Annotated in this window: 22 protein-coding genes; 9 read left to right on the forward strand and 13 right to left on the reverse strand. The window is 68.1% G+C overall.

The features are described 5' to 3' along the window. Positions 1 to 5 precede the first annotated feature (5 nt). A complete protein-coding gene (locus tag OG947_RS11695) occupies positions 6 to 806 on the reverse strand; it encodes a hypothetical protein (RefSeq protein ID WP_197027811.1) in 801 nt (266 codons plus the stop codon). After that, positions 806 to 1891, reverse strand: a complete 1086-nt coding sequence (locus OG947_RS11700) for a PLP-dependent cysteine synthase family protein (protein ID WP_222632344.1) — start codon at positions 1889 to 1891, stop codon at positions 806 to 808. Before OG947_RS11700 ends, OG947_RS11695 begins: the two co-directional genes overlap by 1 nt. A 90-nt stretch (positions 1892 to 1981) precedes the next feature. Here OG947_RS11700 and OG947_RS11705 point away from each other — a divergent pair, with 90 nt between their 5' ends. Next, complete coding sequence (locus tag OG947_RS11705) at positions 1982 to 3022, forward strand: type III polyketide synthase (RefSeq protein ID WP_222632342.1); 1041 nt, start codon at positions 1982 to 1984, stop codon at positions 3020 to 3022. 34 nt (positions 3023 to 3056) lie between these two features. Here OG947_RS11705 and OG947_RS11710 read toward each other — a convergent pair whose 3' ends face one another. Next, positions 3057 to 4676, reverse strand: a complete 1620-nt coding sequence (locus tag OG947_RS11710) for an AMP-binding protein (RefSeq protein WP_328811898.1) — start codon at positions 4674 to 4676, stop codon at positions 3057 to 3059. A gap of 147 nt (positions 4677 to 4823) precedes the next feature. Between OG947_RS11710 and OG947_RS11715 the strand changes: the two genes are divergently transcribed. Beyond that, on the forward strand, positions 4824 to 6062 hold the full coding sequence (locus tag OG947_RS11715) for an APC family permease (protein ID WP_328811900.1): 1239 nt from the start codon (positions 4824 to 4826) through the stop codon (positions 6060 to 6062). A 19-nt stretch (positions 6063 to 6081) separates the two neighbouring features. Here OG947_RS11715 and OG947_RS11720 read toward each other — a convergent pair whose 3' ends face one another. After that, the gene (locus OG947_RS11720) at positions 6082 to 6450 is read right to left on the reverse strand and encodes a histone-like nucleoid-structuring protein Lsr2 (protein ID WP_222632680.1); all 369 of its coding nucleotides are present in this window, start codon (positions 6448 to 6450) and stop codon (positions 6082 to 6084) included. Between the two features lie 292 nt (positions 6451 to 6742). On the opposite strand from OG947_RS11720, the gene OG947_RS11725 reads away from it, so the two are divergent. Beyond that, on the forward strand, positions 6743 to 7735 hold the full coding sequence (locus OG947_RS11725; protein WP_027506051.1) for an LLM class flavin-dependent oxidoreductase: 993 nt from the start codon (positions 6743 to 6745) through the stop codon (positions 7733 to 7735). Between the two features lie 107 nt (positions 7736 to 7842). Continuing rightward, on the forward strand, positions 7843 to 8268 hold the full coding sequence (locus OG947_RS11730; protein WP_328811901.1) for a VOC family protein: 426 nt from the start codon (positions 7843 to 7845) through the stop codon (positions 8266 to 8268). Between the two features lie 21 nt (positions 8269 to 8289). On the opposite strand, the gene OG947_RS11735 is transcribed toward OG947_RS11730, so the two are convergent. Continuing rightward, positions 8290 to 9270, reverse strand: a complete 981-nt coding sequence (locus OG947_RS11735; RefSeq protein WP_328811902.1) for a sigma-70 family RNA polymerase sigma factor — start codon at positions 9268 to 9270, stop codon at positions 8290 to 8292. A gap of 91 nt (positions 9271 to 9361) precedes the next feature. On the opposite strand from OG947_RS11735, the gene OG947_RS11740 reads away from it, so the two are divergent. Then, complete coding sequence (locus OG947_RS11740) at positions 9362 to 9772, forward strand: DoxX family protein (protein ID WP_027506054.1); 411 nt, start codon at positions 9362 to 9364, stop codon at positions 9770 to 9772. A gap of 1 nt (position 9773) precedes the next feature. On the opposite strand, the gene OG947_RS11745 is transcribed toward OG947_RS11740, so the two are convergent. Both OG947_RS11745 and OG947_RS11750 read right to left on the reverse strand, forming a co-directional pair. Continuing rightward, positions 9774 to 12008, reverse strand: coding sequence for a heavy metal translocating P-type ATPase (locus OG947_RS11745; protein ID WP_328811903.1), 2235 nt, complete (start codon positions 12006 to 12008; stop codon positions 9774 to 9776). Next, complete coding sequence (locus tag OG947_RS11750) at positions 12005 to 12214, reverse strand: heavy-metal-associated domain-containing protein (RefSeq protein ID WP_328811904.1); 210 nt, start codon at positions 12212 to 12214, stop codon at positions 12005 to 12007. Before OG947_RS11750 ends, OG947_RS11745 begins: the two co-directional genes overlap by 4 nt. Positions 12215 to 12362: 148 nt before the next feature. On the opposite strand from OG947_RS11750, the gene OG947_RS11755 reads away from it, so the two are divergent. Next, positions 12363 to 13286: a phosphodiesterase gene (locus tag OG947_RS11755; RefSeq protein ID WP_328811905.1), complete on the forward strand. Its 924-nt coding sequence runs from the start codon at positions 12363 to 12365 to the stop codon at positions 13284 to 13286. A gap of 35 nt (positions 13287 to 13321) precedes the next feature. Here OG947_RS11755 and OG947_RS11760 read toward each other — a convergent pair whose 3' ends face one another. Together OG947_RS11760 and OG947_RS11765 are read right to left on the reverse strand one after the other, a co-directional pair. Further along, positions 13322 to 14755 carry a stealth family protein gene (locus OG947_RS11760; RefSeq protein WP_373425307.1) on the reverse strand — a complete coding sequence of 478 codons (1434 nt, stop codon included), beginning with the start codon at positions 14753 to 14755 and terminating at the stop codon, positions 13322 to 13324. A gap of 286 nt (positions 14756 to 15041) precedes the next feature. Then, complete coding sequence (locus OG947_RS11765) at positions 15042 to 15740, reverse strand: FadR/GntR family transcriptional regulator (protein ID WP_027506059.1); 699 nt, start codon at positions 15738 to 15740, stop codon at positions 15042 to 15044. 189 nt (positions 15741 to 15929) lie between these two features. Here OG947_RS11765 and OG947_RS11770 point away from each other — a divergent pair, with 189 nt between their 5' ends. Beyond that, positions 15930 to 16919: a malate dehydrogenase gene (locus OG947_RS11770; protein ID WP_027506060.1), complete on the forward strand. Its 990-nt coding sequence runs from the start codon at positions 15930 to 15932 to the stop codon at positions 16917 to 16919. On the opposite strand, the gene OG947_RS11775 is transcribed toward OG947_RS11770, so the two are convergent. After that, the gene (locus tag OG947_RS11775) at positions 16891 to 17466 is read right to left on the reverse strand and encodes a hypothetical protein (protein ID WP_027506061.1); all 576 of its coding nucleotides are present in this window, start codon (positions 17464 to 17466) and stop codon (positions 16891 to 16893) included. The two genes, OG947_RS11770 and OG947_RS11775, sit on opposite strands and share 29 nt — an antisense overlap. A gap of 63 nt (positions 17467 to 17529) precedes the next feature. On the opposite strand from OG947_RS11775, the gene OG947_RS11780 reads away from it, so the two are divergent. Both OG947_RS11780 and OG947_RS11785 read left to right on the forward strand, forming a co-directional pair. Beyond that, complete coding sequence (locus tag OG947_RS11780) at positions 17530 to 18129, forward strand: TetR/AcrR family transcriptional regulator (protein ID WP_027506062.1); 600 nt, start codon at positions 17530 to 17532, stop codon at positions 18127 to 18129. An 11-nt stretch (positions 18130 to 18140) separates the two neighbouring features. Further along, positions 18141 to 18521: a YchJ family protein gene (locus tag OG947_RS11785; protein WP_328811906.1), complete on the forward strand. Its 381-nt coding sequence runs from the start codon at positions 18141 to 18143 to the stop codon at positions 18519 to 18521. Here OG947_RS11785 and OG947_RS11790 read toward each other — a convergent pair. Genes OG947_RS11790 through OG947_RS11800 form a run of 3 tightly spaced genes read right to left on the reverse strand, consistent with a single transcriptional unit; the run spans position 18503 to position 21425 of the window. Next, positions 18503 to 19429: an alpha/beta fold hydrolase gene (locus OG947_RS11790; RefSeq protein ID WP_222646409.1), complete on the reverse strand. Its 927-nt coding sequence runs from the start codon at positions 19427 to 19429 to the stop codon at positions 18503 to 18505. The genes OG947_RS11785 and OG947_RS11790 overlap by 19 nt on opposite strands. A 41-nt stretch (positions 19430 to 19470) precedes the next feature. Continuing rightward, positions 19471 to 20547, reverse strand: coding sequence for a PDR/VanB family oxidoreductase (locus tag OG947_RS11795; RefSeq protein WP_328811907.1), 1077 nt, complete (start codon positions 20545 to 20547; stop codon positions 19471 to 19473). After that, positions 20544 to 21425 (reverse strand): metal-dependent hydrolase, encoded by an 882-nt coding sequence (locus tag OG947_RS11800; protein ID WP_328811908.1) that lies wholly within the window; start codon positions 21423 to 21425, stop codon positions 20544 to 20546. Before OG947_RS11800 ends, OG947_RS11795 begins: the two co-directional genes overlap by 4 nt. Between the last annotated feature and the right edge of the window lie 136 nt (positions 21426 to 21561).

Below are 21561 nucleotides of genomic sequence, written 5' to 3' on the forward strand. Positions count from 1 at the left end.
CAGTCCTAGTCGGCGTCGTTCGATGCTTCCGACTCCGCGACGTCGGGTGCGTTCTCCCGCGTCGCCATACCGCCGGCGCCGCCCTGATCGGCGGGTCCGGGTCGACCGCCCTTGGGCTCGTCGGTGGAGTCGTTCGTCGTCGTCTTCTCGGCCATGGACTCAGCGTAAACGGCCGTGGCGCCGTCGGACGTCGAAAGGTCGGGACCGGGTGCACGCATCCCTACCGCCGCCAGTTCGAGCGCCGCGAGCGAGCGGACCACGGCGGGGTCGCCCGCGCGCCAGGCGCCGGCGGGATCGGGATGGATGTGCGTCAGTTCCGTCAGCGGTCGCCGCGCGAGAGCACGCAGCGCGAAGAGGTCGAGGTCGGCGCCGGACCGGAGCAGCGCCGCCGCGGCGGTGGCCTGCCGGGCGAAGCGGATCCGCCGCGGGAGCCACAGGAGCAGCAGCGCGACGATGGGGAGCAGGGCGACGGTGACACCGAGGAACGACGCCAGCGCCTCGACCGCCGCGACCTGCGCCTCACCTGCGCCGCGCAGTGCGGCGCCGGCGTCCCCGGCCCGGTCGAACGGTGTGCGGACGTCGTCACCGATGAGTGGGACGGCGGACACCCGTTCGCCCGCGGACCGGAGGTTGTTCTCCAGTCCGCTTCCGGCGTCGGCGATCTCGCGTCCGGGCGCCGCCAACGCCATCACCGCGTCGTGCAGCGCCAGGCCCACCCGGATCCAGACCACGGTCCACACCGCGACCACCACGTCGGCGACCACCTGGCGGGTCCGGCGGGCGGGCAGCTCCGAGTAGAGGGTCATCACACGGATTCCGACCAGACGCCTGTCGCGAGGAAGTGGTCGATGCAGGCGCGGTGTGCGTCGAGGTTCATGCCGTGGCTTCTCACCCAGGCGTCGTCGTAGTAGGTGCCCTCGTAGCGCTCTCCCCCGTCGCACAGCAGCGTGACGATGCTCCCCTGCTCTCCGCGAGCCTTCATGTCCGCTGCCAACCGGAACGCGCCGACGAGGTTGGTCCCGGTCGATCCACCGGCGTGCAGGCCCGTCACCTGGTCGAGCATGCGGACGGCCGCCACCGAGGCGGCGTCGGGGATCTGCACCATGTGCTCGATGACGGCGGGGACGAACGACGGCTCGACGCGGGGCCGACCGATTCCCTCGATGCGCGATCCGGTGCCGACGGCGTCGCGGGTGTCGTCGCGCCACGCCTCGAAGAACGCGGATCCCTCGGGGTCGACGACGCACACCCGGGTGGGCACGCGCCGGTAGCGGCAGTACCGGCCGATGGTCGCGCTGGTGCCACCGGTGCCGGCGCCGACCACCACCCAGGTGGGGACGGGGAACCGTTCGAGGGCCATCTGATCGAAGATGGAGGCGGCGATGCTGTTGTTGCCGCGCCAGTCGGTGACCACCGACGCATTGGTGAACTGGTCGAGATACAGCCAGTCCTTCTGCGCACCCAGTTCCTCCGCGACGTCGTACACGGCACCCGAGTGCTCGACGAGGCGACAGATGCCGCCGTAGCGCTCGATCAGCGCGATCTTCGTCGGGCTGGTGGTGGCCGGCATGACCGCGACGAACTCGAGGCCGATGAGCCGGGCGAAGTACGCCTCCGACACGGCGGTCGACCCGGACGACGCCTCGACGAGCGTGGTGCGGGGCCCGATGTCCCCGTTGGCCAGGCCGAAGAGGAAGAGCGACCGCGCGAGCCGATGCTTGAGCGATCCGGTGGGGTGGACCGACTCGTCCTTGAGGTAGAGATCGATGCCCCACTCGGCCGGCAGTGGGAAGGGATGCAGATGAGTGTCCGCGCTGCGGTTCGCGTCGGCCTCGACGATGCGCAGCGCGTTCTCCACCCAGGAACGGTCCTCGATTCTCATGACGGTCATTCTGTCCGACGCGCGGCCCCGCTCGGTGGTTGACTGCGGTGGTCAGGGGGAACTCGACCTGTCGAGCCCCCACCTTCACGAGAGGCACCTGTGACGACCGCATACATCAATGCCATCTCGACCGCCGTTCCCGAGCACGACGTCCACGACGACTTCGTCGCCTACGCCGACAGCACGTTCACGCTGCGACGTAAGCAATTGCTGTTCCGCCGCATGGCGGATCGCGCGCAGATCTCGCACCGGTGGTCCGCGTTCCCGTCCATCGCCAGTTTCTACGGCGACGATCCCAACGCCGTCGACACGCAGGCGCGGATGCAGGAGTTCGAGCGCACCGCTCCCGGACTCGCCGTTCGTGCCGTCGACGGGCTCGGCCTCGGCGACGCGGCAGGGGACATCACCCATCTCATCGTCCTGACATGTACCGGGTTCTACACTCCGGGAATCGATTTCGAGATCATGAAGCAGTGCGGCGTGCCCACCACGGCAGAGCGCACCCAGGTCGGTTTCATGGGCTGCTTCGCCGGCATCAACGGTCTCAAGCTCGCCCACCACATCGTGCGCTCCGAGCCCGCCGCGAAGGTGCTCGTGGTCAGCGTCGAACTGTGCTCGCTGCACATGCAGCAGACCGACGATCTCGAGACGATGCTGTCGTTCCTGGTGTTCGGCGACGGCGCCGCGGCCGTGCTGGTCACTGCCGAGTCCACCGGTCTGGCCATGGACTCCTTCCAGGCCCTCATGATCGAGGACTCCCGCGACCTCATCACCTGGCGCATCGGCGGCATGGGGTTCGACATGGTGCTCTCCGGCAAGGTGCCGGGCTCGTTGTCACGCGCGTTGGACGAGACCACGATGAAGACGGTGCTCTCGGGGGCGGAGACGTCGTCGATCGACCTGTGGGCCGTGCATCCCGGTGGTCGCTCGATCCTCGACGCGGTGGAGGGCGCGCTGCACCTCGACGCAGACGCTCTGACGTCGTCGCGCCGCGTGCTCGAGAACTACGGCAACATGTCGTCGGCCACCGTGCTGTTCGTGCTCGCGGACATGCTCGAGCGGGGTGACACCGGGTCGGGATGCGCGATGGCGTTCGGCCCCGGACTCACCGCCGAGACCATGCTGTTCCACGCAGCCTGATCACCCCAGCCGTTCGATCGACCCAGCCGTTCCGTCAATCCAGCAGGCGCGTGGCTTCCTCGCGTAGTTCGATCTTGCGGATCTTGCCGGTCACGGTCATGGGGAAGGCATCCATGACGCGCAGGTAGCGCGGGATCTTGTATCGCGCGATGCGGCCGTCGCAGTAGGCCCGGAGATCGTCGACGGTCATGGCCGCCGCGCCCTCACGCAGACGGACGCAGGCCATCAGTTCCTCGCCGTACTTGTCGTCGGGCACACCGATGACCTGGGCGTCCAGGATGTCGGGGTGGGAGTACAGGAACTCCTCGATCTCACGGGGGTAGATGTTCTCGCCGCCGCGGATCACCATGTCCTTGATGCGCCCGGTGATGGCGACGTAGCCGTCGTCGTCCATGGTGCCGATGTCGCCCGTGTGCATCCAGTGCTCGGAATCGAGTGCCTCGGCGGTCTTCTCGGGGTCGTCCCAGTAACCGAGCATCACGGAGTACCCCCGTGTGCACAGTTCACCGGGCTCTCCGCGGGGAACCGTCTCCCCGGTGACGGGGTCGACGATCTTCACCTCGAGATGCGGTCCGACTCGTCCGACCGTGGACACGCGCTGCTCGATCGTGTCGTCGGAGCGGGTCTGCAGTGACACCGGAGACGTCTCGGTCATCCCGTAACAGATGGAGACCTCCGCCATTCCCATGACGTCGATGACCTGCTTCATCACCTCGGTGGGACAGGGTGATCCGGCCATGATGCCCGTGCGCAGCGACCGAAGATCGTGCTCCGCCAGGTCGGGAACGGCCAGTTCCGCGATGAACATGGTGGGAACTCCGTAGAGCGAGGTGCACCGCTCGGCGGAGACCGCGGCCAGTGTCGCTGCCGGATCGAACGACGGTCCCGGGATCACCATGGTCGAACCGTGCGAGGTGCAGGCGAGGTTTCCCATCACCATCCCGAAGCAGTGATAGAACGGCACGGGAATGCAGACACTGTCCGCCTCGGTGTAATGGCAGAGTTCGCCGACGAAGTAGCCGTTGTTCAGGATGTTGCGGTGGCTCAGCGTCGCGCCCTTGGGGAATCCCGTGGTGCCGGAGGTGTACTGGATGTTGATGGCGTCGTCGGGACCGAGTTCGGCACTGCGCCGGTCGAGTTCGTCCACATCGACGGACTCACCGTCGGTGACGAGGTCGCTCCAGTCGTCGGTGCCGATGTACACGACGTGGGCCAGATCGGTGCACTCGCCGCGCACGGCGTCGATCATCGAGGCGTAGTCCGAGGTGCCGTGCGCTCGGACCGCCACCAGCATGGTGGCGCCGGACTGGTCGAGCACGTACTGCAGCTCGTGCGCACGGTAGGCAGGGTTGATGGTCACCAGCACCGCGCCGATCTTCGCGGTGGCGTACTGGACGATGGTCCACTCCGGGCAGTTCGGTGCCCAGATCCCCACGCGATCCCCGCGACGGATTCCGCGCGCGAGCAGGCCGCGGGCGAGATCGTCGACGTCGGATCGCAACTCGTCGTACGTCCACCGGCGACCGGACGCGACGTCCACGAGAGCGTCCGACGAGCCCACCCGCGCGGCGGTGCGATCGAAGTTCCGCCCGATCGTCTCGTCGAGCAGCGGCGTGTCGGTCGGGCCGGACGAGTAGGAAGTCTGCGGTGACAAAGTCGCTCCTCGAGGCTCGGGTACCTCCGCGACGCTAATCCATGGGACGGCCGCCCGTCTGCGGTTTCCCCGATTTCGGTTAATCATGATTCATCGAAGTGGCGGTGTTTCCGTTCGGCGTTCACCGGGTGTCCCTATGCTTCGTCGATGCCGCTGCAACGACGACTGAGCACGCGCGACGCCGTCGTCATCGGCGTGGGGTCGATGGTCGGCGCCGGGGTGTTCTCCGCCTTCGGCCCGGCCGCGGCGGCCGCGGGTGGCGGGCTGCTGGTCGGGCTCGCCGTCGCCGCCGTCGTGGCGTTCTGCAACGCGACGTCGACTGCCCAGCTCGCCGCGGTGCACCCCACGTCCGGCGGCGCCTACGCCTACGGGCGAGCGCGACTCGGTGACCGGTGGGGCTTCCTGGCGGGCTGGAGCTTCGTGGTCGGCAAGACCGCGAGTTGTGCCGCCATGGCCCTGACGTTCGGCGCGTACGCGTGGCCCGAGCACGCACGGGCGCTCGCCGTGATCGCGGTGGTGGCGCTGGCGGCGGTCAACTGCCTGGGCATCACCCGCACCGCGTCGGTCACGCGCGTGCTCGTGGCGGTGGTGCTCGTCGTGCTCGTCGCGGCACTGATCATCGGTGCGACCGGCTCGTCCACCGTGACGGGCGCCGGGTTCTCGGCGACCTCGGGTCCGGTGGGCGTTCTGCAGTCCGCGGGGATCCTGTTCTTCGCCTTCGCCGGGTACGCGCGCATCGCGACGCTCGGAGAGGAGGTGCGGGACCCGGCGCGCACCATCCCGCGCGCCGTGGTCGGCGCCCTCGCGTGCGCGGTCGTGATCTACGCGGCCGTCGCAGTGATGCTGCTGCACGTTCTCGGGGCGGACGCACTCGCGCGCTCGACGGCTCCGGTGGCCGCGGCAATGGACGCGGTCGGGGCACACTGGGCGGGCCCGGTGGTGCGCGTCGGGGCATCGGCCGCGGCTCTCGGAGCCCTGCTGGGACTGATCGCGGGGATCGGCCGCACCACGATGGCGATGGCGCGGGAAGGGGACATGCCGCGATACCTCGCGCACGTCGACGAGCGCCGCTCGGTTCCGCGCGCCGCGGAGATCACCGTGGCCGCCGTGGTGGTCGTCGTGGTTCTCACGCTCGACGTGCGGAACGCGATCGGATTCTCGTCGTTCGGAGTTCTCGTCTATTACGCCGTGGCCAATGCCGCGGCATTCACGCAGACCGGTTCCGATCGCCGGTGGCCGCGGGCACTGCAGATGCTCGGGCTCTGCGGCTGCGTCCTGCTGGCGGTCACACTGCCCGCGGCGGCGGTGGTGGTCGGAATCGGGGTTCTGTCGGCAGGGTCGGCCGGACGGTGGATGCTGCAGCGCCGGCGCGCACTGCGGTCATGACATCACTACTGCCCTGACGTCACTGGGCAGAGTTGTACGCCTCTTCGACCTCGGCCGGAATACGTCCGCGGCTCGAGACCGTGTACCCGTTCTGATTCGCCCACTCGCGAATGGCTTTGGTCTGCAGAGGATCTCGCGGAGACGAGCCGACCTGCGTCGCCGTTCCGGTCGCCTTCTTCGCCGTGGCCTTCTTGCCACGTGACGACACCTTCGTGGCGTGCTCGGCCCAGTAATCGAGTTGCTTGCGGAACTCCTTGGCATTCTTCACACCGAGATCGATCTCGTACTCCACACCGTCGACCGAGAAACCGATGGTCTCCCCTTTACCCGATTTGATGGGTGCGCCGTCGATATCGTCGACCAATTCCACGAAGACCTGTTTCGCCATGACGCTGTGGTTCCTTTCGATGATGAGTTCCCCGACCGAACCGGACATGGATTCATCGAGCCGTCGTCGACTCGTGGGTCCGACCACCATCGCGGTTCTTCCGCCAGAGTTTATCCATCTCGAAGCCCGATTAGCGAGTCACCGCCAATTCCGGTTCGATGTCGTGTACTCGTGCCGGTCCTTCGATACCGCACGGTTCGGTCGTTCGAGGTCACGCGGCTCGGGAAATATTCTCCGCCGGGCGGGCGTTCGCACCTGAGAAGTCTTCTTTTTCTCGAAAGGGTGAACGCACGTGGCCGTACCACTGTCCGTACTCGATCTCGCACAGGTCGGCGAGGGTGAAACTCCTCGAAGCAGTTTCGATGCCAGTGTCGCGTTGGCCCGCCTCGCGGAGGAGAGCGGATATCGGCGAGTCTGGTACGCGGAGCACCACAACATGCCCTCCATCGCGTCCTCGGCGACGTCGGTCCTCATCGCACACGTGGCCGCGCACACCTCGTCCATTCGCCTCGGATCGGGTGGAGTGATGTTGCCTAACCATTCTCCGCTGACCATTGCCGAGCAATTCGGAACGCTGGCCACACTCCATCCGGACCGTATCGATCTCGGTCTCGGCAGAGCGCCGGGATCCGATCAGACCACCATGCGTGCTCTGCGCCGTGACCCGTCGTCGGCCGATTCCTTCCCGCAGGACGTTCTCGAACTCCAGGGCTACCTGTCGGGTTCGAGTCGGGTTCCGGGAGTGCAGGCAGTGCCGGGCGCGGGAACCGATGTGCCGCTCTACATTCTGGGATCCTCGCTCTTCGGTGCTCAGCTCGCAGCACATCTCGGCCTTCCGTATGCCAACGCGTCGCACTTCTCTCCCGACTCGCTCGAGGAGGCCGTGGCCGTCTATCGGGACACGTTCCAGCCGTCCGCACAGCTCGCCGAGCCCTACGTCATCGCCGCCGTCAACGCGACGGTCGCACCGACGTCCGCTCGCGCGCACGAGCTGTTCACGGCCGGTCTGCGGCGCCGGGTGGTGCAGATGGTGGGACGCGGCCGTTCCTTCTCCGAGGAGGAGGTCGACATGATCATGGACTCGCCCGCTGGCCGACAGATTCAGGGAATGGTGAAGTACTCGGCCGTCGGAACGCCGGCGGAGGCGTCGGACTACATCGATCGTTTCGCCGCGCACGCCCGGGCCGACGAGGTCATCGTCGCCAGCGGTATCGACGACACCGACGAGCGACTGCTCTCCTACCGCCTGCTCGCCGAGCAGCACCTGCACGCCACCGCGGCCTGACGCCGCACGACCGACGCCGCCCGCGCGATGACTTTTCCGCCCGGGCGGTGTCGGTAGTGGTGAGTGGCCCTGACGCCGGGGCCGACGACACCACACCAGGAGACACCATGTCCGGCATGATCTTCGTCAACACCTTCGCCCAGGACGTCGCCGCGAGCCGCGCGTTCTTCACGTCGCTGGGATTCTCTTTCAACGACACCTTCAGCGACGAGAACACCGCGTGCCTGATCGTCAACGAGCAGGCCGTCGTGATGCTGCTGAACGTCCCGCGCTTCAAGGATTTCATCCGCGACGACGTCGCGGACCTCTCCACCTCGCGCGAGATGCTGTTGGCAGTGTCGGCCGACAGCAAGGAGGCCGTCGACGCCATGGCCGACGCGGCGCTCGCCGCGGGCGGCAGTGACTGGATGGATCCGCAGGACCACGGCTTCATGTACGGGCGGTCGTTCCGCGACCTCGACGGTCACGTGTGGGAAGTGACCTGGATGGACCCGGCCGTCGCCTCGGGCGAGGCCACGCCTCCCGACATGTGAGCCGCGGCAGGTGACCCGGGCTCAGCCCGGGTACACCGGTGGCAGTCCGAACCGATCGAACAGCGTGAGATCGAAGAAGCACGCCACATGCGCGACGCGGGCGTCGATGATCTCGAGGACGTGCAGCTGGAACGGGCGGTGCACCCCGTCCTCTCCGAGCATGTAGAGGCCGAAGGCCGGCTGCCCGTTGGCGGTGGTCGCCATCATCCGCATCGACTCGGGGCCGGTCGCGGGACACTTCGTCGAGATGAGGGCGCCGATGTCGGCCGGGCCGCGGTACCACCCGGTGAACGGCGGCATCTCCCAGACAGCCTCTGCGGCGAAAAGTTTCACGATGCCGTCGATGTCGTACGTCTCGAATCCCTCGACGTAGCGTCGCAGCAACTCTCGCGTCTCCGGCGACTCCGGCTCGGACACGGAGTTCTCGTCGGGCATGATCGCCTCGATCTGGCCGCGCGCACGTTGCAGCAGGCTGTTGACTGCAGCAGTGGAGGTGCCGAGCAGTTCGGCCACCTCGGATGCTCTCCACTGCAACACCTCTCGGAGTACGAGGACGGCTCGCTGCCGCGCGGACAGATGCTGCAACGCGGCCACGAACGCGAGCCGCACCGATTCACGCGAGCCGATCAGCGATGCCGGGTCGTCGTCCACCGGATCGCCGAACGGCGGCGCCGGCTCGAGCCACGCGATCTCGTGGCGCTCGACCAGCTCGTCCGACGGATCGGACGACGGCGTACCCAGCCCCGACGGCATCGGTCGGCGCTTGCGGCCCTCGAGCGAGGTGAGGCAGGTGTTCGTGGCGATGCGGTAGAGCCACGTGCGCAGCGACGAGTCGCCCTTGAAGTTCGCGTACCCCTTCCACCCTCGGGCCAGGGTGTCCTGCACCAGATCCTCCGCGTCGTGGATGGATCCGGTCATGCGGTAACAGTGCGCGAGGAGCTCGCGGCGGTACGGTTCCGCGAGAGTCATGAAGTCGTTGCCGAGCTCCTGCGTCGCAGTCATGCGAGGAGGATAGTCCTCGCATGGACGACTCGCCGAGGAAAATTTCGGGGCTTCGTGATGAGTTTCCGTGGCGTACGCGGTCGACAGTCACATGACCACACACCTCACCCGCGCCACCACCACCGCACCGTCCCGCGGAGCCGTTCGAGCAGGATGGATCGTCAGCGCGCTGGTGGTCGTCTTCATGCTGTTCGACGCCGTGATCCATCTGCTGAACCTGGACGTCGTGAAGGACGCGTCCGCCGAACTCGGACTCCCCGTCGACATGGCCCCGAAGATCGGCGTCGTCTGCCTCGTGATCGTGACCCTGTACGTGATTCCGCGGACCGCGCCGCTGGGTGCCGTCCTGTTGACCGGCTACCTCGGTGGAGCGGTGATCACGAACTGGCGCACCGACCAGCCACTCGTCAGCACGGTGTTCTTCGCGATCTACGTCGGCATCGCCGCGTGGCTCGGACTCTGGCTGCGTGACGGCCGAGTCCGAGCCTTGCTCGCAGGCTGAGTCACACCACCGAGGACCGGAAGGATCGGAGCCGCAGGCTGTTGGTGACGACGAAGACCGACGACAGCGCCATCGCGGCACCGGCCAGCATGGGATTGAGCAGTCCGGCGGCCGCGAGCGGGATCGCCGCGACGTTGTAGGCGAAGGCCCAGAAGAGATTGACCTTGATGGTGCGGAGGGTTGCGCGCGAGAGGCGCACCGCGTCGACCGCGACGCGCAGATCTCCCCGCACCAGCGTGAGGTCGCCGGCCTCGATCGCGACGTCGGTGCCCGTGCCCATCGAGAGTCCGAGGTCCGACGTAGCCAGTGCCGCAGCATCGTTGACGCCGTCACCGACCATGGCGACGACCTTGCCCGACGCCTGCAGCTCGCGGATCGCGTCCACCTTCTGCTCCGGCAGCACACCGGCGATGACGGTGTCGATACCGACCGAGGCGGCCACCGTGCGGGCTGCGGACTCGTTGTCACCGGTGAGCATGATCGGGTCGAGACCCAGTGCGCGGAGCTCCGAGACCGCCTGCGCGGACGTCTCCTTCACGGTGTCGGAGACCGCGATGACGGCGCGGGCCTCGTCGTCCCACCCGACGACCACCGCGGTGGCCCCGGTGGCCTCGGCGTCCTCGAAGGCCGTCTGCAGAGCGCTGGGCAGTGCGCCGCCCACCAGGCCGGGGCGTCCGACGACCACGCGGTGGCCGTCGACCGTCGCGGTGACACCGCGTCCCGCCGTGGTGGTGAAGTCGGTGGCGGCGACGGGCTCTCCGTGCGCGGTCCGGTACGCGTCGACGATCGCGCGGGCGACCGGGTGCTCGGAACCGGACTCCGCCGCCGCGGCGAACCGCAGCGCGTCGTCGCGAGCGTCTCCCACGACGGACTGCACGCTCATGACACCACTGGTGATGGTGCCCGTCTTGTCCAGCACGATGGTGTTCACGCGGCGGGTGCGCTCGAGCACCTCGGGTCCCTTGATGAGGACGCCGAGTTGGGCGCCGCGTCCGGTGCCCACCATCAGGGCTGTCGGAGTGGCCAGGCCCAGCGCGCACGGGCACGCGATGATGAGGACCGCGACGGATGCGGTGAACGCGGCGGACCAGCTGCCGCTGACGAGGACCCAGCCCAGCAGGGTGGCCAGGGCGAGACCGATCACGACGGGGACGAAGACGCCCGAGATGCGGTCGGCCAGGCGCTGCGCCTCGGCCTTGCCGTTCTGCGCGTCCTCCACGATGCGGGCCATGCGCGCGAGCTGCGTGTCCGCGCCCACGCGGTCGGCGACGACGGTGAGCGCGCCACCCACGTTGACGGTCCCGCCTGTGACCATGGCGCCCGGACCGACCTCCACGGGGATGGACTCACCGGAGATCATCGAGGCGTCGACGGCGGACGTGCCGCTCTCGACGGTGCCGTCGGCGGCGATCTTCTCGCCCGGCCTGACGACGATGCGGTCTCCGACCACGAGCTCGTCGGCGGGCACGCTGACCTCACTGCCGTTGCGCAGCACGGTCGCGTTCCTGGAGCCGACCTCGAGCAACGCACGCAGAGCGGCGCCGGCGCTGCGCTTGGACCGCGCTTCCAGATACCGACCGGCGAGCAGGAACGTCGTGACGCCGGCCGCCGCCTCGAGATAGATGTTCGCGCTGCCGTCGCCACGCGAGACGGTGAACTCGAAGGCGTGGCGCATGCCGGGCATGCCCGCGTGGCCGAAGAAGAGCGCGTACAGCGACCAGCCGAAGGCGGCCAGCGTGCCCACCGACACGAGCGTGTCCATGGTGGTCGCGCCGTGCCGCGCAGTGGTGACGGCGGCGCGGTGGAACGGCAGTCCGCCCCACACGACGACGGGCGCGGCGAGGGTGAGCGAGAGCCACTGCCAGTTGTCGAACTGCAGCGGCGGAATCATCGCCATCGCGATGACGGGAACGGACAGCAGCGTCGACACGAGCAGACGCGTGCGCAGGGGATCGGACTCGGCTGCGGCGGCATCGGACTCGGCTGCGGGAGGGCCGGCCGGTCGGTGCGGTTCGTGCACGGTCGCTGTGTAGCCGGCCTTCTCGACGGTGCCGATGAGGTCCCCGGTCTCGACGGTCGCGTCCGTGGCGATGCTCGCCTTCTCGGTGGCGTAGTTGACCGTCGCGGTCACACCGTCGAGGCGGTTGAGCTTCTTCTCGATGCGGTTGGCGCACGACGCACAGGTCATGCCGCCGATGTCGAGCTGGATGTTCGCGGCCTTCTCCCCGGTGGTCACGGCTGAGCCAGCTCGTACCCGGCCTCGTCCACCGCGGTTGCGAGGGCAGCGTCGTCGACAGGTGTGTCGGACTCGACATCGACGCGTCCGGACTCGAGGTCGACGTGGACCGAGGTGACTCCCTGCAGGGCGCTCACCTCCTCCGTCACCGCTGAGACGCAGTGCTGGCAGGTCATTCCGACGACGGTGACAGTCTTCGTGGTCATGAGAACTACCATACCCCCCTACGGTATGCCGTCAACCCCGTGTCGCCCGGCGTTCGGCGGCTCGACACCTCCTGTGGTTAGGGTGGACGAGCCCGGTACACACAGGGTGACCGAGCTCCGATCCGGGAGCACTGGGAAGCGAGAACTCATGGAGCCAGTCGAGCAGACCTGGCGCACCGCCGAGCATCCACGGCCGGACCATTTCCTCCTGCACATCAGTGACACGCACCTGGTCGGCGCCGGCGAGTTGTACGACGCGGTCGACAGCGAGGCGCGTCTTCGCCAGATCTTCGCGGAGCTCGAGGCGACGGGTGCCCGGCCGGAGGCTCTGGTGTTCACGGGTGATCTCGCGGACAAGGGCGAGCCCGACGCATACGACTCGTTGCGCGCGCTGGTCGATCCGGTCGCCGCAGCCCTGGGGGCCGAGGTGATCTGGGCGATGGGCAACCACGACGACCGAGCGGCGTTCCGTCGCGGCCTGCTCGACGAGCGCGGATCGACCGAGCCCGTGGACAGGGTCTACGACATCGGTGGGCTGCGAGTCATCACGTTGGACTCGACCGTCCCCGGCCACCACTACGGCCAGATCTCCGCGGAACAGTTGCGGTGGCTCGCAGCAGAACTGGCGATGCCGGCGCCGGACGGCACAGTGCTCGCGCTGCACCATCCGCCGGTTCCCTGCGTGCAAGATCTCGCGGTGTTGGTGGAACTCCGCGACCAGGACTCGCTCGCGGAGGTGCTCGCCGGCAGCGACGTGCGGGCGATCCTCGCGGGCCACCTGCACTACTCCACGTCCGCCACCTTCGCCGGAATCCCGGTGTCGGTGGCGTCGGCCACCTGCTACACCCAGGACCTCAACGTCCCGGTGGGTGCGCAACGCGGGCGCGACGGGGCGCAGGCCTACAACCTGGTGCATCTGTACCAGGACACGGTGGTCCACTCGGTGGTGCCCATCGGGACGGGCGACACCGTCGGCACCTACGTGTCGGCCGACGAGGCCGCCCAGCGCCTGCACGATGCCGGCGTCGTCATCGCCGACGCTCCCCAGAAGGCGATCAGCCGGCAGTCGTAGCTGTGGCGATCAGCCGGCAGTCGTAGCTGTGGCGATCAGCCGACCGGTGTGACGGCGTGTTCCCAGGGCGCCGGGACCGGGAAGTAGGTGCTCAGGAACGTCGTCACCGCCGCTGCGCGCTCGTCGGCGTCGATCTCGGGGAAGCTGCCGTCGTTGAGGCAGAAGAAGTCCATTGACCGCTTCGCGAGTAGGCGGTCCATGTCCCGCAGTCCACTGCGCATCGTCGTGTCGACGTACTTGACCGAGGCCTGCGTCTGCACCACGGCGCGGCCGGTGAGCAGGGCGTAGTAGTGGTACAGCGAGTTGGTCACCGAGATGTTGGAGCTCGCGCGGAACCGACTGGCGGCCGTGGCCGCGAACTCGTCGGGGAACTCCTTCTCGAGCTCGAACATCACACTGCGCCGGAGCGGCACGGGAGCGTGCTCGAGGTGGCGCGTGGTGATGCGACCGAATCGGTCGTGGAGCAGGCGACGGTTGACCCGCGCGGCGTTCTCGAATCCGCTGCGCTGCTCGTCGTTGGCGCCCAGTCCGATTCGGGTTCCCGCCTCGACGAACATGCTGATGCCGCCGGGTGAGAAGAACATCTGGGGACCGACCGGGCGGCCGAAGAACATGTCGTCGTTCGAGTACAGGAAGTGCTCGGCGAGACCGTCGATGTGGTGGAGCTGGCATTCCACGGCCTGCGAGTTGTAGGTGGGCAGCACGGAGGTGTCGGTGAAGAACTCCTCGCTGCGCACGAACGTGACGTCGGGATGGTCGTCGAGCCACCCCGGCTTCGGTGAGTCGGTGACGACGAAGATGCGCCGGATCCACGGCGCGTACAGGTGTACCGAGCGCAGTGCGTACTTGAGTTCGTCGATCTGGCGGAAGCGGGCCTCGTGATCGTCGCCCTCGCCCACGACGACCTCACGCAGCATCGCCGCGCGTTCCGCCTGCCACTCCACGTCGGTGCCGTCGACCCAGGAGAAGATCAGGTCGATGTCGAAGTCGATGTCCGACGCGTGGTCGGCGAACATGTTCTCGATGGTCGGCCAGTGTCGGCCGAAGCGCTCGACCGTGCCACGAACCGCCTCGTCCTGACGGATGGTGCGTCGGGTCAGCGAGTTCTCGACGGGGAGAACGATCGTGTCGTCCGAGAACTCCCACAGTTCGATCTGGATGCCCTTGCCGGATCCGTAGAAGAGCCCGCTCGGGCGGTGCGCACGAGGGCGGAACAACCGGAAGATCCGCGCCTGCGTGGCCGACGCCAGGAGCCCGTCCGCGATGAGCAGGGCCGGGGATCCCTTGACGTCCATCGGCTTGGAGTAGAACGGCTCGTCCGCGCAGGCCGCGACCAGGGCGTCGCGCAACGTCGGCCTGTCGTGCCTGTCGATGGCGATGACGGGCCGCTCGTCGTTGCCGCGGACGAGCAGGTACTCGATCGCGGTCGCGTCCAGCACATCGCGGACGAACAGGAGGTCCTCCACCATCGCCTCGTGGGGCGTCGTGGTGGTGATGGACAGTGCGAACTTGTCCTTGACCCACACGATGTCGGAGCGCTCGGTCAACCGATGTCGGGACGCCGCGGACGCGACGCGCGCCCGTTCGATCTCGCCGCTGTCGGGCGGGACGAGGTAGACATCGGGCGTCTCGACGTTCTGCAGGGCTGGCGGCTGTGTGATGGTGGACCTTCCCGACGTGCTGGTGGGCGAGCCTGTACGGCGCTGTGACCTGCTCATTCTAAGTGATGCCGAGGGTGGGTCCGGACCACGGGAGTCATCGGCCGCGAAGCTGGCCGAGTGCGTCCTGCACGTGCGTCAGGTGTCGGCTCATCGCCTCGGACGCGGCCTCGCCGGACCCCGAGTCGATGGCGTCGACGATGCTCTCGTGCTCGACGTTGGACCGGTGCCGACGGTCGGGCAGCAGGTTCACCATCTCGGACTGCTGCGACAGGGCCTCGCGGATCTCGGTGATGACGGCGGCGAAGACGTCGTTGCCGCTCGCGGTCGCGATGAGCAGATGGAACTCCGCGTCGAGACGGACCCACTCCTTGGGATCGTTCTCGGCGATCATCCGATTCAACAGGCTGCGGATCGCGTCCATCTGCTCCGGAGTCCGCCGTTCGGCAGCGAGTGCGGCGGCAGGAATCTCGATGTGCGGGCGGGCCTCGCGCAGGGACTCGACGGAATGGTTGCCGAAGACTCTGTCGGTCTCGACGGTCTTCGCCAGGACGAACGTTCCCTTGCCGGTGTGCGTCTCCGTCAGTCCGAGAGCCGTGGTCGAGCGCAGTGCCTCGCGGACCACCGACCGGCTCACACCGAAGCGCGTCGCGAGAGCGGCCTCGGACGGGAGCTTGGTGCCGACCTCGAGTTCGCCGCTCTCGATCGCCGAACGCAGCTCGCGCAGGACGGCCTCGGCCGCCCCCACGCGCGTCACCGTGGCCTGTTTGCTGGCCCAACTGTCCGACAGGGTCATGGCGTCACTGTGAACGAGGAATGGTGGTCAGGCAAATCGGACGTGCGCAGGACGATATTCATGTTTCTAGTCGCATCGCTAGAGAGCGAGAGAGAGCCCGATGGAACGGTGATCGGGTGCAGTCCGACACACATCCGTGCACTCGGTCGACTGCCGGATCTACGGTCGAGGGGGAACGAAGGAGTTCACATGGCGCACAGCATCGTCACCGTCACAGGCGCGGCCGGCAGCATCGGCTACGCGGCACTGTTCCGCATCGCATCGGGTGCGATGCTCGGTCCGGACACGTCCGTCACATTGCGGCTTCTCGAGATCCCGCCGGCACTGCGCGCAGCCGAGGGCACGGCCATGGAACTGCACGACAGTGCGTTCCCCCTGCTGCGGTCGGTGGAGATCCACGACGATCCGGTCGACGCCTTCGACGGCGCGAACGTCGCGCTGCTGATCGGCGCTCGCCCTCGTACCGCGGGGATGGAGCGCGCCGACCTGCTCGAGGCCAACGGGTCGATCTTCGGGCCGCAGGGCGCCGCTCTCGAGGCGGGCGCCGCGTCCGACATCCGGGTGGTCGTCGTGGGCAATCCCGCCAACACCAACGCGGCCATCGCCGCGGCGCACGCACCCAGCATCCCCGCCGATCGGTTCACCGCGCTGACCCGGCTCGATCACAACCGCGCCGTCGCGCAACTGTCCGCTCGTGCGGACGTCCCGGTGGGTGAGATCTCGCGGGTCAGCATCTGGGGCAACCATTCCGCCACGCAGTACCCGGACATCTTCCACGCGCGAGTCGGTGACCGGTCGGGCGCCGAGTTCGCCGCGGACACCACCTGGCTCGAGGACGTCTTCGTGCCGACGGTGGCGCGCCGCGGTACCGCGATCATCGAGGCGCGCGGTGCGTCGTCCGCTGCCTCCGCGGCGAACGCCACCATCGATCATGTGCGCGACTGGGTCCTGGGCACTCCCGCCGACGACTGGACATCCGTCGCACTCCCGTCGACGGGTGCGTACGGCGTGCCCGAGGGACTGGTGTCCTCGTTCCCCGTGCGGTCCTCCGGCGGCGCCTGGCAGATCGTGGAGGGCCTCGAGATCGGCGAGTTCTCCCGGCGCCGTATCGACGCATCCGTCGCGGAACTGCAGGCCGAGCGCGAGGCCGTCACGAGACTCGGGATGCTGCCGAACTGACTCGACCGTCCATGTCCCGCCGTCGAGGCTGTCGTGGCCACACCGTGTAGGTGATCGCGGCGACGACGTCGACGGCGAGCACGACGAGGGGCACGGGCATAAAGGCCGTCAGCGCCTCGGTTCGCTCGGGAGACCCGACCAGCGCGACGAGGCCGGCGAGCAGCCCGACGGTGACGGCCACGGCGATCAGGGTTCTGACCACGTCCGCCCAGCACGCTCTCGCATAGGCAGCGCCGTGGAGACGAACCGGCGCGGGCCCGCCGCGGAAGTGGTGGGCCACTCGCACGTCTGCCCAGCGAATCATGCGGTGTCCGTATGCGATCGAGAAGCCGATGTAGGCAGCGGCCAGCGCGTGATGCCACGTGGCGGTACTGCCCGACCGCAGGTCGATGACGGTGGCGCAGAGCAGGACGAGATCGACGACCGGGGCGCAGGCCAGAACCACGGCACCGGCACGAGGGCGCCGTGCGCCGTACCGGAGCGTGAGGCCGGCGGCGATGGCCACCCAGAATCCGATCTCGCACGCGACGATGACTGCCAGAACCATGAGCGCTCCTTGTTGGTACGATCGTGTTCACAACAAAGTAGCACAACTGTGTACATTCAGGGAGTGCCGAAACTGATCGATCACGACCAGCGGCGACGCGACGTCGCCGACGCCGCCTGGCGCATCATCGGTCGAGACGGCCTGCTCGATCTGTCGGTGCGCAACGTGGCCGAGGAGGCCGGGCTGGCGACGGCCTCCCTCCGTCGCTCCTTTCCCACTCAGGACGACCTGCGAGCGTTCTGCCTCGAACACGCAGCCGAACGCGTCGTCGAACGCCTGGAGCGCATCGACCCGCAGCTGTCACCCCGCGAGTACTGCGAGGCGAGCCTGCGAGAGTTGTTGCCGCTCACCGACGAGAGTCGTCTCGAGATGGAGGTGCAGATGTCGCTGGGCGCTCTCGCCTTCACGAACGCCGCGATGCGCGTCGCCTACGACCGGGCGCACCAGTACCTGGCCGCGGGGTGCAGGCGACTGGTGAACCTGCTCGCCGAGAACGACACCGACTACGCGTCACTGTCCGACCGGGTACCCGACGAGGCGCGTCGACTTCATGCATTCCTGGACGGACTCGCGCTGCACCTGGTCCACGCGCCACACGACGAGAACCGCGCGTGGGCCGAGGCGGAGCTGGCGGCACATCTCGACTCGCTGCGAGGGCCGTAGGGTCTACAGCCATGCCCGACACCTGCCCGTGCGGCACTCCCCTACCGACGTCCGAGTGCTGTGGACCCTTGCTCGAGGGACGGATCGGTGTGCCGACCGCCGAGCGGCTCATGCGCTCGCGGTACACCGCCTTCACGGTGCTCGACGCCGAGTATCTGCTGCGCACATGGCATCCCGATACTCGACCGTCGGCGCTCGACCTCGACGACCGCCGCCGGTGGACCGGGCTCGAGATCCTGGGCACCACCGGAGGCGGCATGCTGCACACCACGGGCACGGTCGAGTTCGTGGCTCACTTCCGTGACGCGGGTGCCCGGCGACCGGGTTCGCAGCGGGAGAACAGCACGTTCTCCCGCGTCGATGGAGCCTGGGTCTACGTCGACGCGGTCTGACGCCGCGACTCGATGCCGTCGACGAACTCGGACGTGATGCGCGCGATGTCCCAAGGATGCGACAGCGGCGACCAGTGTCCTGCATCGAGATCGGTTCGCGACAGGTCGGCCACCCAGCGCGGCGTGTCCTCGTAGTGGAACGGACGCACCGCCGCGTCACGGGTGTTGACGATCAGATGCACGGGCACGGTGACGTAGCGACGCCGCGGCGAGGTGAAGCGCGGCAGAAGATTTGCTCGATAGATGCGCAGGCCGTTCCACGCGTCGTCGAGAAGTGTCGGTGACTCCTCCACCATCGCGGCGGGGACGTCGGAGAACTCGCCGATGAACTGGGTCCAGCCCTTGCGCTTCATGCGGTACATCCGCACCCGAGCCAACGGCGGGACGTGGAAGGTGACCGTGTACCAGGACGCTCTCGTCTGGGCGAACACCTGTGCCAGGTTGCGCGGTGTGGGCCTGCGGAGTCGCGAGCGGGCCCACAGTGCGAGGTGGTCGAGGTTGGGTCCCGACACGGACGTGTAGGACGAGATGCGGAGCGGCGCATCGGCTTCGGCGACGAGCTCCCAGGCCTCCACCGCGCCCCAGTCGTGACCGAGCACGTGGACCGGGGCGTCGGGACTGACCGCGTCGATCACCGCTCGCAGATCGGAGGCCATCGCGTCGAGTCGGTACCCGCGGGTCTGTGCGGGGACCGTGGAGTCACCGGCGCCGCGTGAGTCGTAGGTGACGACGCGGTAGCGGTCGGCGAGCAGTCCGACGACGTGGTTCCAGAGGGTGTGGTTGTCGGGCCACCCGTGCACCAGCACGAGAGTGGGGCCGTCGGACACGCCGGCGGTGTACACGGCGAGCTCGACGTCACCGTTCCGCACGGTGGAACGCTCGGACTCGAACGGGCGGGTGACGGTCATGGACGCTCCGGAATCGGTGGACGTGGGGTGTGCGGGGGACATCAGACGTCGAGCGTGAGGTGGTCGGAGTCTGCCCGAGACACGCACGGCAGCATGTGTTCCTGCTGCTCGGTGGGACTCAGTCGAGTCTCGCGGTGCTCGGGCGTCCCCGCGAGAACACGCACCTTGCAGGTGCCGCAGAAGCCTTGGCGACACGAGTACGCGACTGTCGGGTCCTCGTCCACGATGACGGACAGTGCAGACCTGTCGGCGGGAACTGTCAGCGTGCGACCGCTTCTCGCGAGAGTGACCGTGAACGGCCGACCGCCCACCACGGGTGGGGCCCCGAAACGTTCGAAGTGCAGAGCAGACGCGCCGCAGCCCGCGAACGACGTGCGCACGGTGTTCAGCATCGGCGTCGGTCCACAGCAGTACACCGCGCCGCCACGGGCGGCCGGACCCAGAAGGTCCGTGACAGTGGGCAGTCCGTCCTCGACGTCGGTGCGGACGGCGACACGCGGCGAATTCCAGCTCTCGATCTCGTCGAGAAAGGGCATGCTCTCGCGGGAGCGTCCGCAGTAGACGAAGGTCCAGTCCAGGCCGAGATCGCGAGCGGCGCGGACCATCGGCAGGATCGGGGTGATGCCGATGCCGCCGGCGACGAAGTGCACCGAGCGTTCCTGCGCGAACAGGAAAGCGTTGCGGGGACCGCGCACCGTCACCGTGTCGCCGGGGCGCAGGGCGTGCATCCGCTCCGAGACGGTGCCGATGCGTCGGACGGCGATGCGGTACCGCGTCGTGTCGTCGGGGTCGCCGCACAGCGAGTACTGCCGCCGGAGCGGTCCCGACGTCGCGTCGCCCTCCAGGTGCACATCGATGTGGCAGCCCGGCTGCCAGCCCGGCAGTGACGATCCGCCCGCATCGACGAGATCGATCTGCGCGACATCGCCGTCGCTGGTCACCGGCGTGACACTCGCGACCGTCAGCGTGGCCGCGGTGTCCGGGGGACGCAGGGCCACCCGAGGGTCGTAGGGGACACGCGACATCGCACCGAGGTAGTTGCCGACGACCAGGCCGATCAGGCCGAGGGCCCGGTCGCCACGAGGCCGTCCGCGGAGGTCGCGTGGTGCGTCGATCATCGCGACGCTGCCCGCGCCGCGGGCGAGGAGGCCAGATAGGCGACGGCCTGCGCCGTCGAGCCCTCCTGACTGGGGTGGTAGCTGCGACGGAAGTAGCGCGAGAGCCGCAGGCCGAGATCGACAGGCCCCGGCACGGTGCCCTTCTTCGCCGCGCGGCGCCAGGCGAATGGCGTGGGACGGCGCCGGGACGCCGGTCCGTCGGCGAGAAGCGGATCGTTCTGCATGAGGAAGCGGGTTCCGCGGATCCACAGGTAGACCAGCAGCGGTGCCGCGAGTGCCTGGGTGCGAAGGCGTCGGACCTCGCGGCGATCGAAGTAGCGCATCGTCTCGTAGGCGACAGAGCGGTGCTCGACCTCCTCGGACCCGTGCCATCGCAGCAGGTCGAGCATGGTCGGGTGGATGTTGGCGCGGTCGAGCCCCTCGGCGTTCAGAACCCAGTCGCCGAGAAACGCGGTGATGTGCTCGATGGCCGCGATGATCGCCAGGCGCTCGACGAGGTAGTTCTTCTCGCGGCTGCTGGTGATGGGTCGAGGGCCGATGACCTTGCCGAAGACCCAGTTCATCTGGTCGGTGAACGGCGTCGGATCGAGTCCGCTGCGCTGCAGGTGCTCGAGGACGCCGGAGTGCGCCGACGAGTGCATGGCCTCCTGGCCGATGAACCCGATGACGTCCTCGCGGAGCTTCTCGTCCTCGATGAACGGGAGCGCCTGGCGGAACGTCTCGACGAACCATTCCTCCCCGGCGGGGAGGAGCAGGTGCAGCACGTTGAGCGCGTGTGTGGAGAACGGCTCACCCGGGATCCAGTGCATCGGCAGGTCGTCCCAGTCGAAGTGCACGTCGCGCGCCTGCAGCACGAGATTGTCGGCATCGGCGGTCATGTCGGGTCCTTCCGGTGTGGCTTCGTTCACACAAATCTTAGTATGACAACTGGTAACAGTAAAGCACCTCGGGTAAGCGAGAACACATGTGACGTGACGCGAACGACCTTGCCGAGGTCACACGCTGCGCGGACGC

Origin of the sequence: Rhodococcus sp. NBC_00297, assembly GCF_036173065.1 — a bacterium.
GTDB lineage: Bacteria > Actinomycetota > Actinomycetes > Mycobacteriales > Mycobacteriaceae > Rhodococcoides.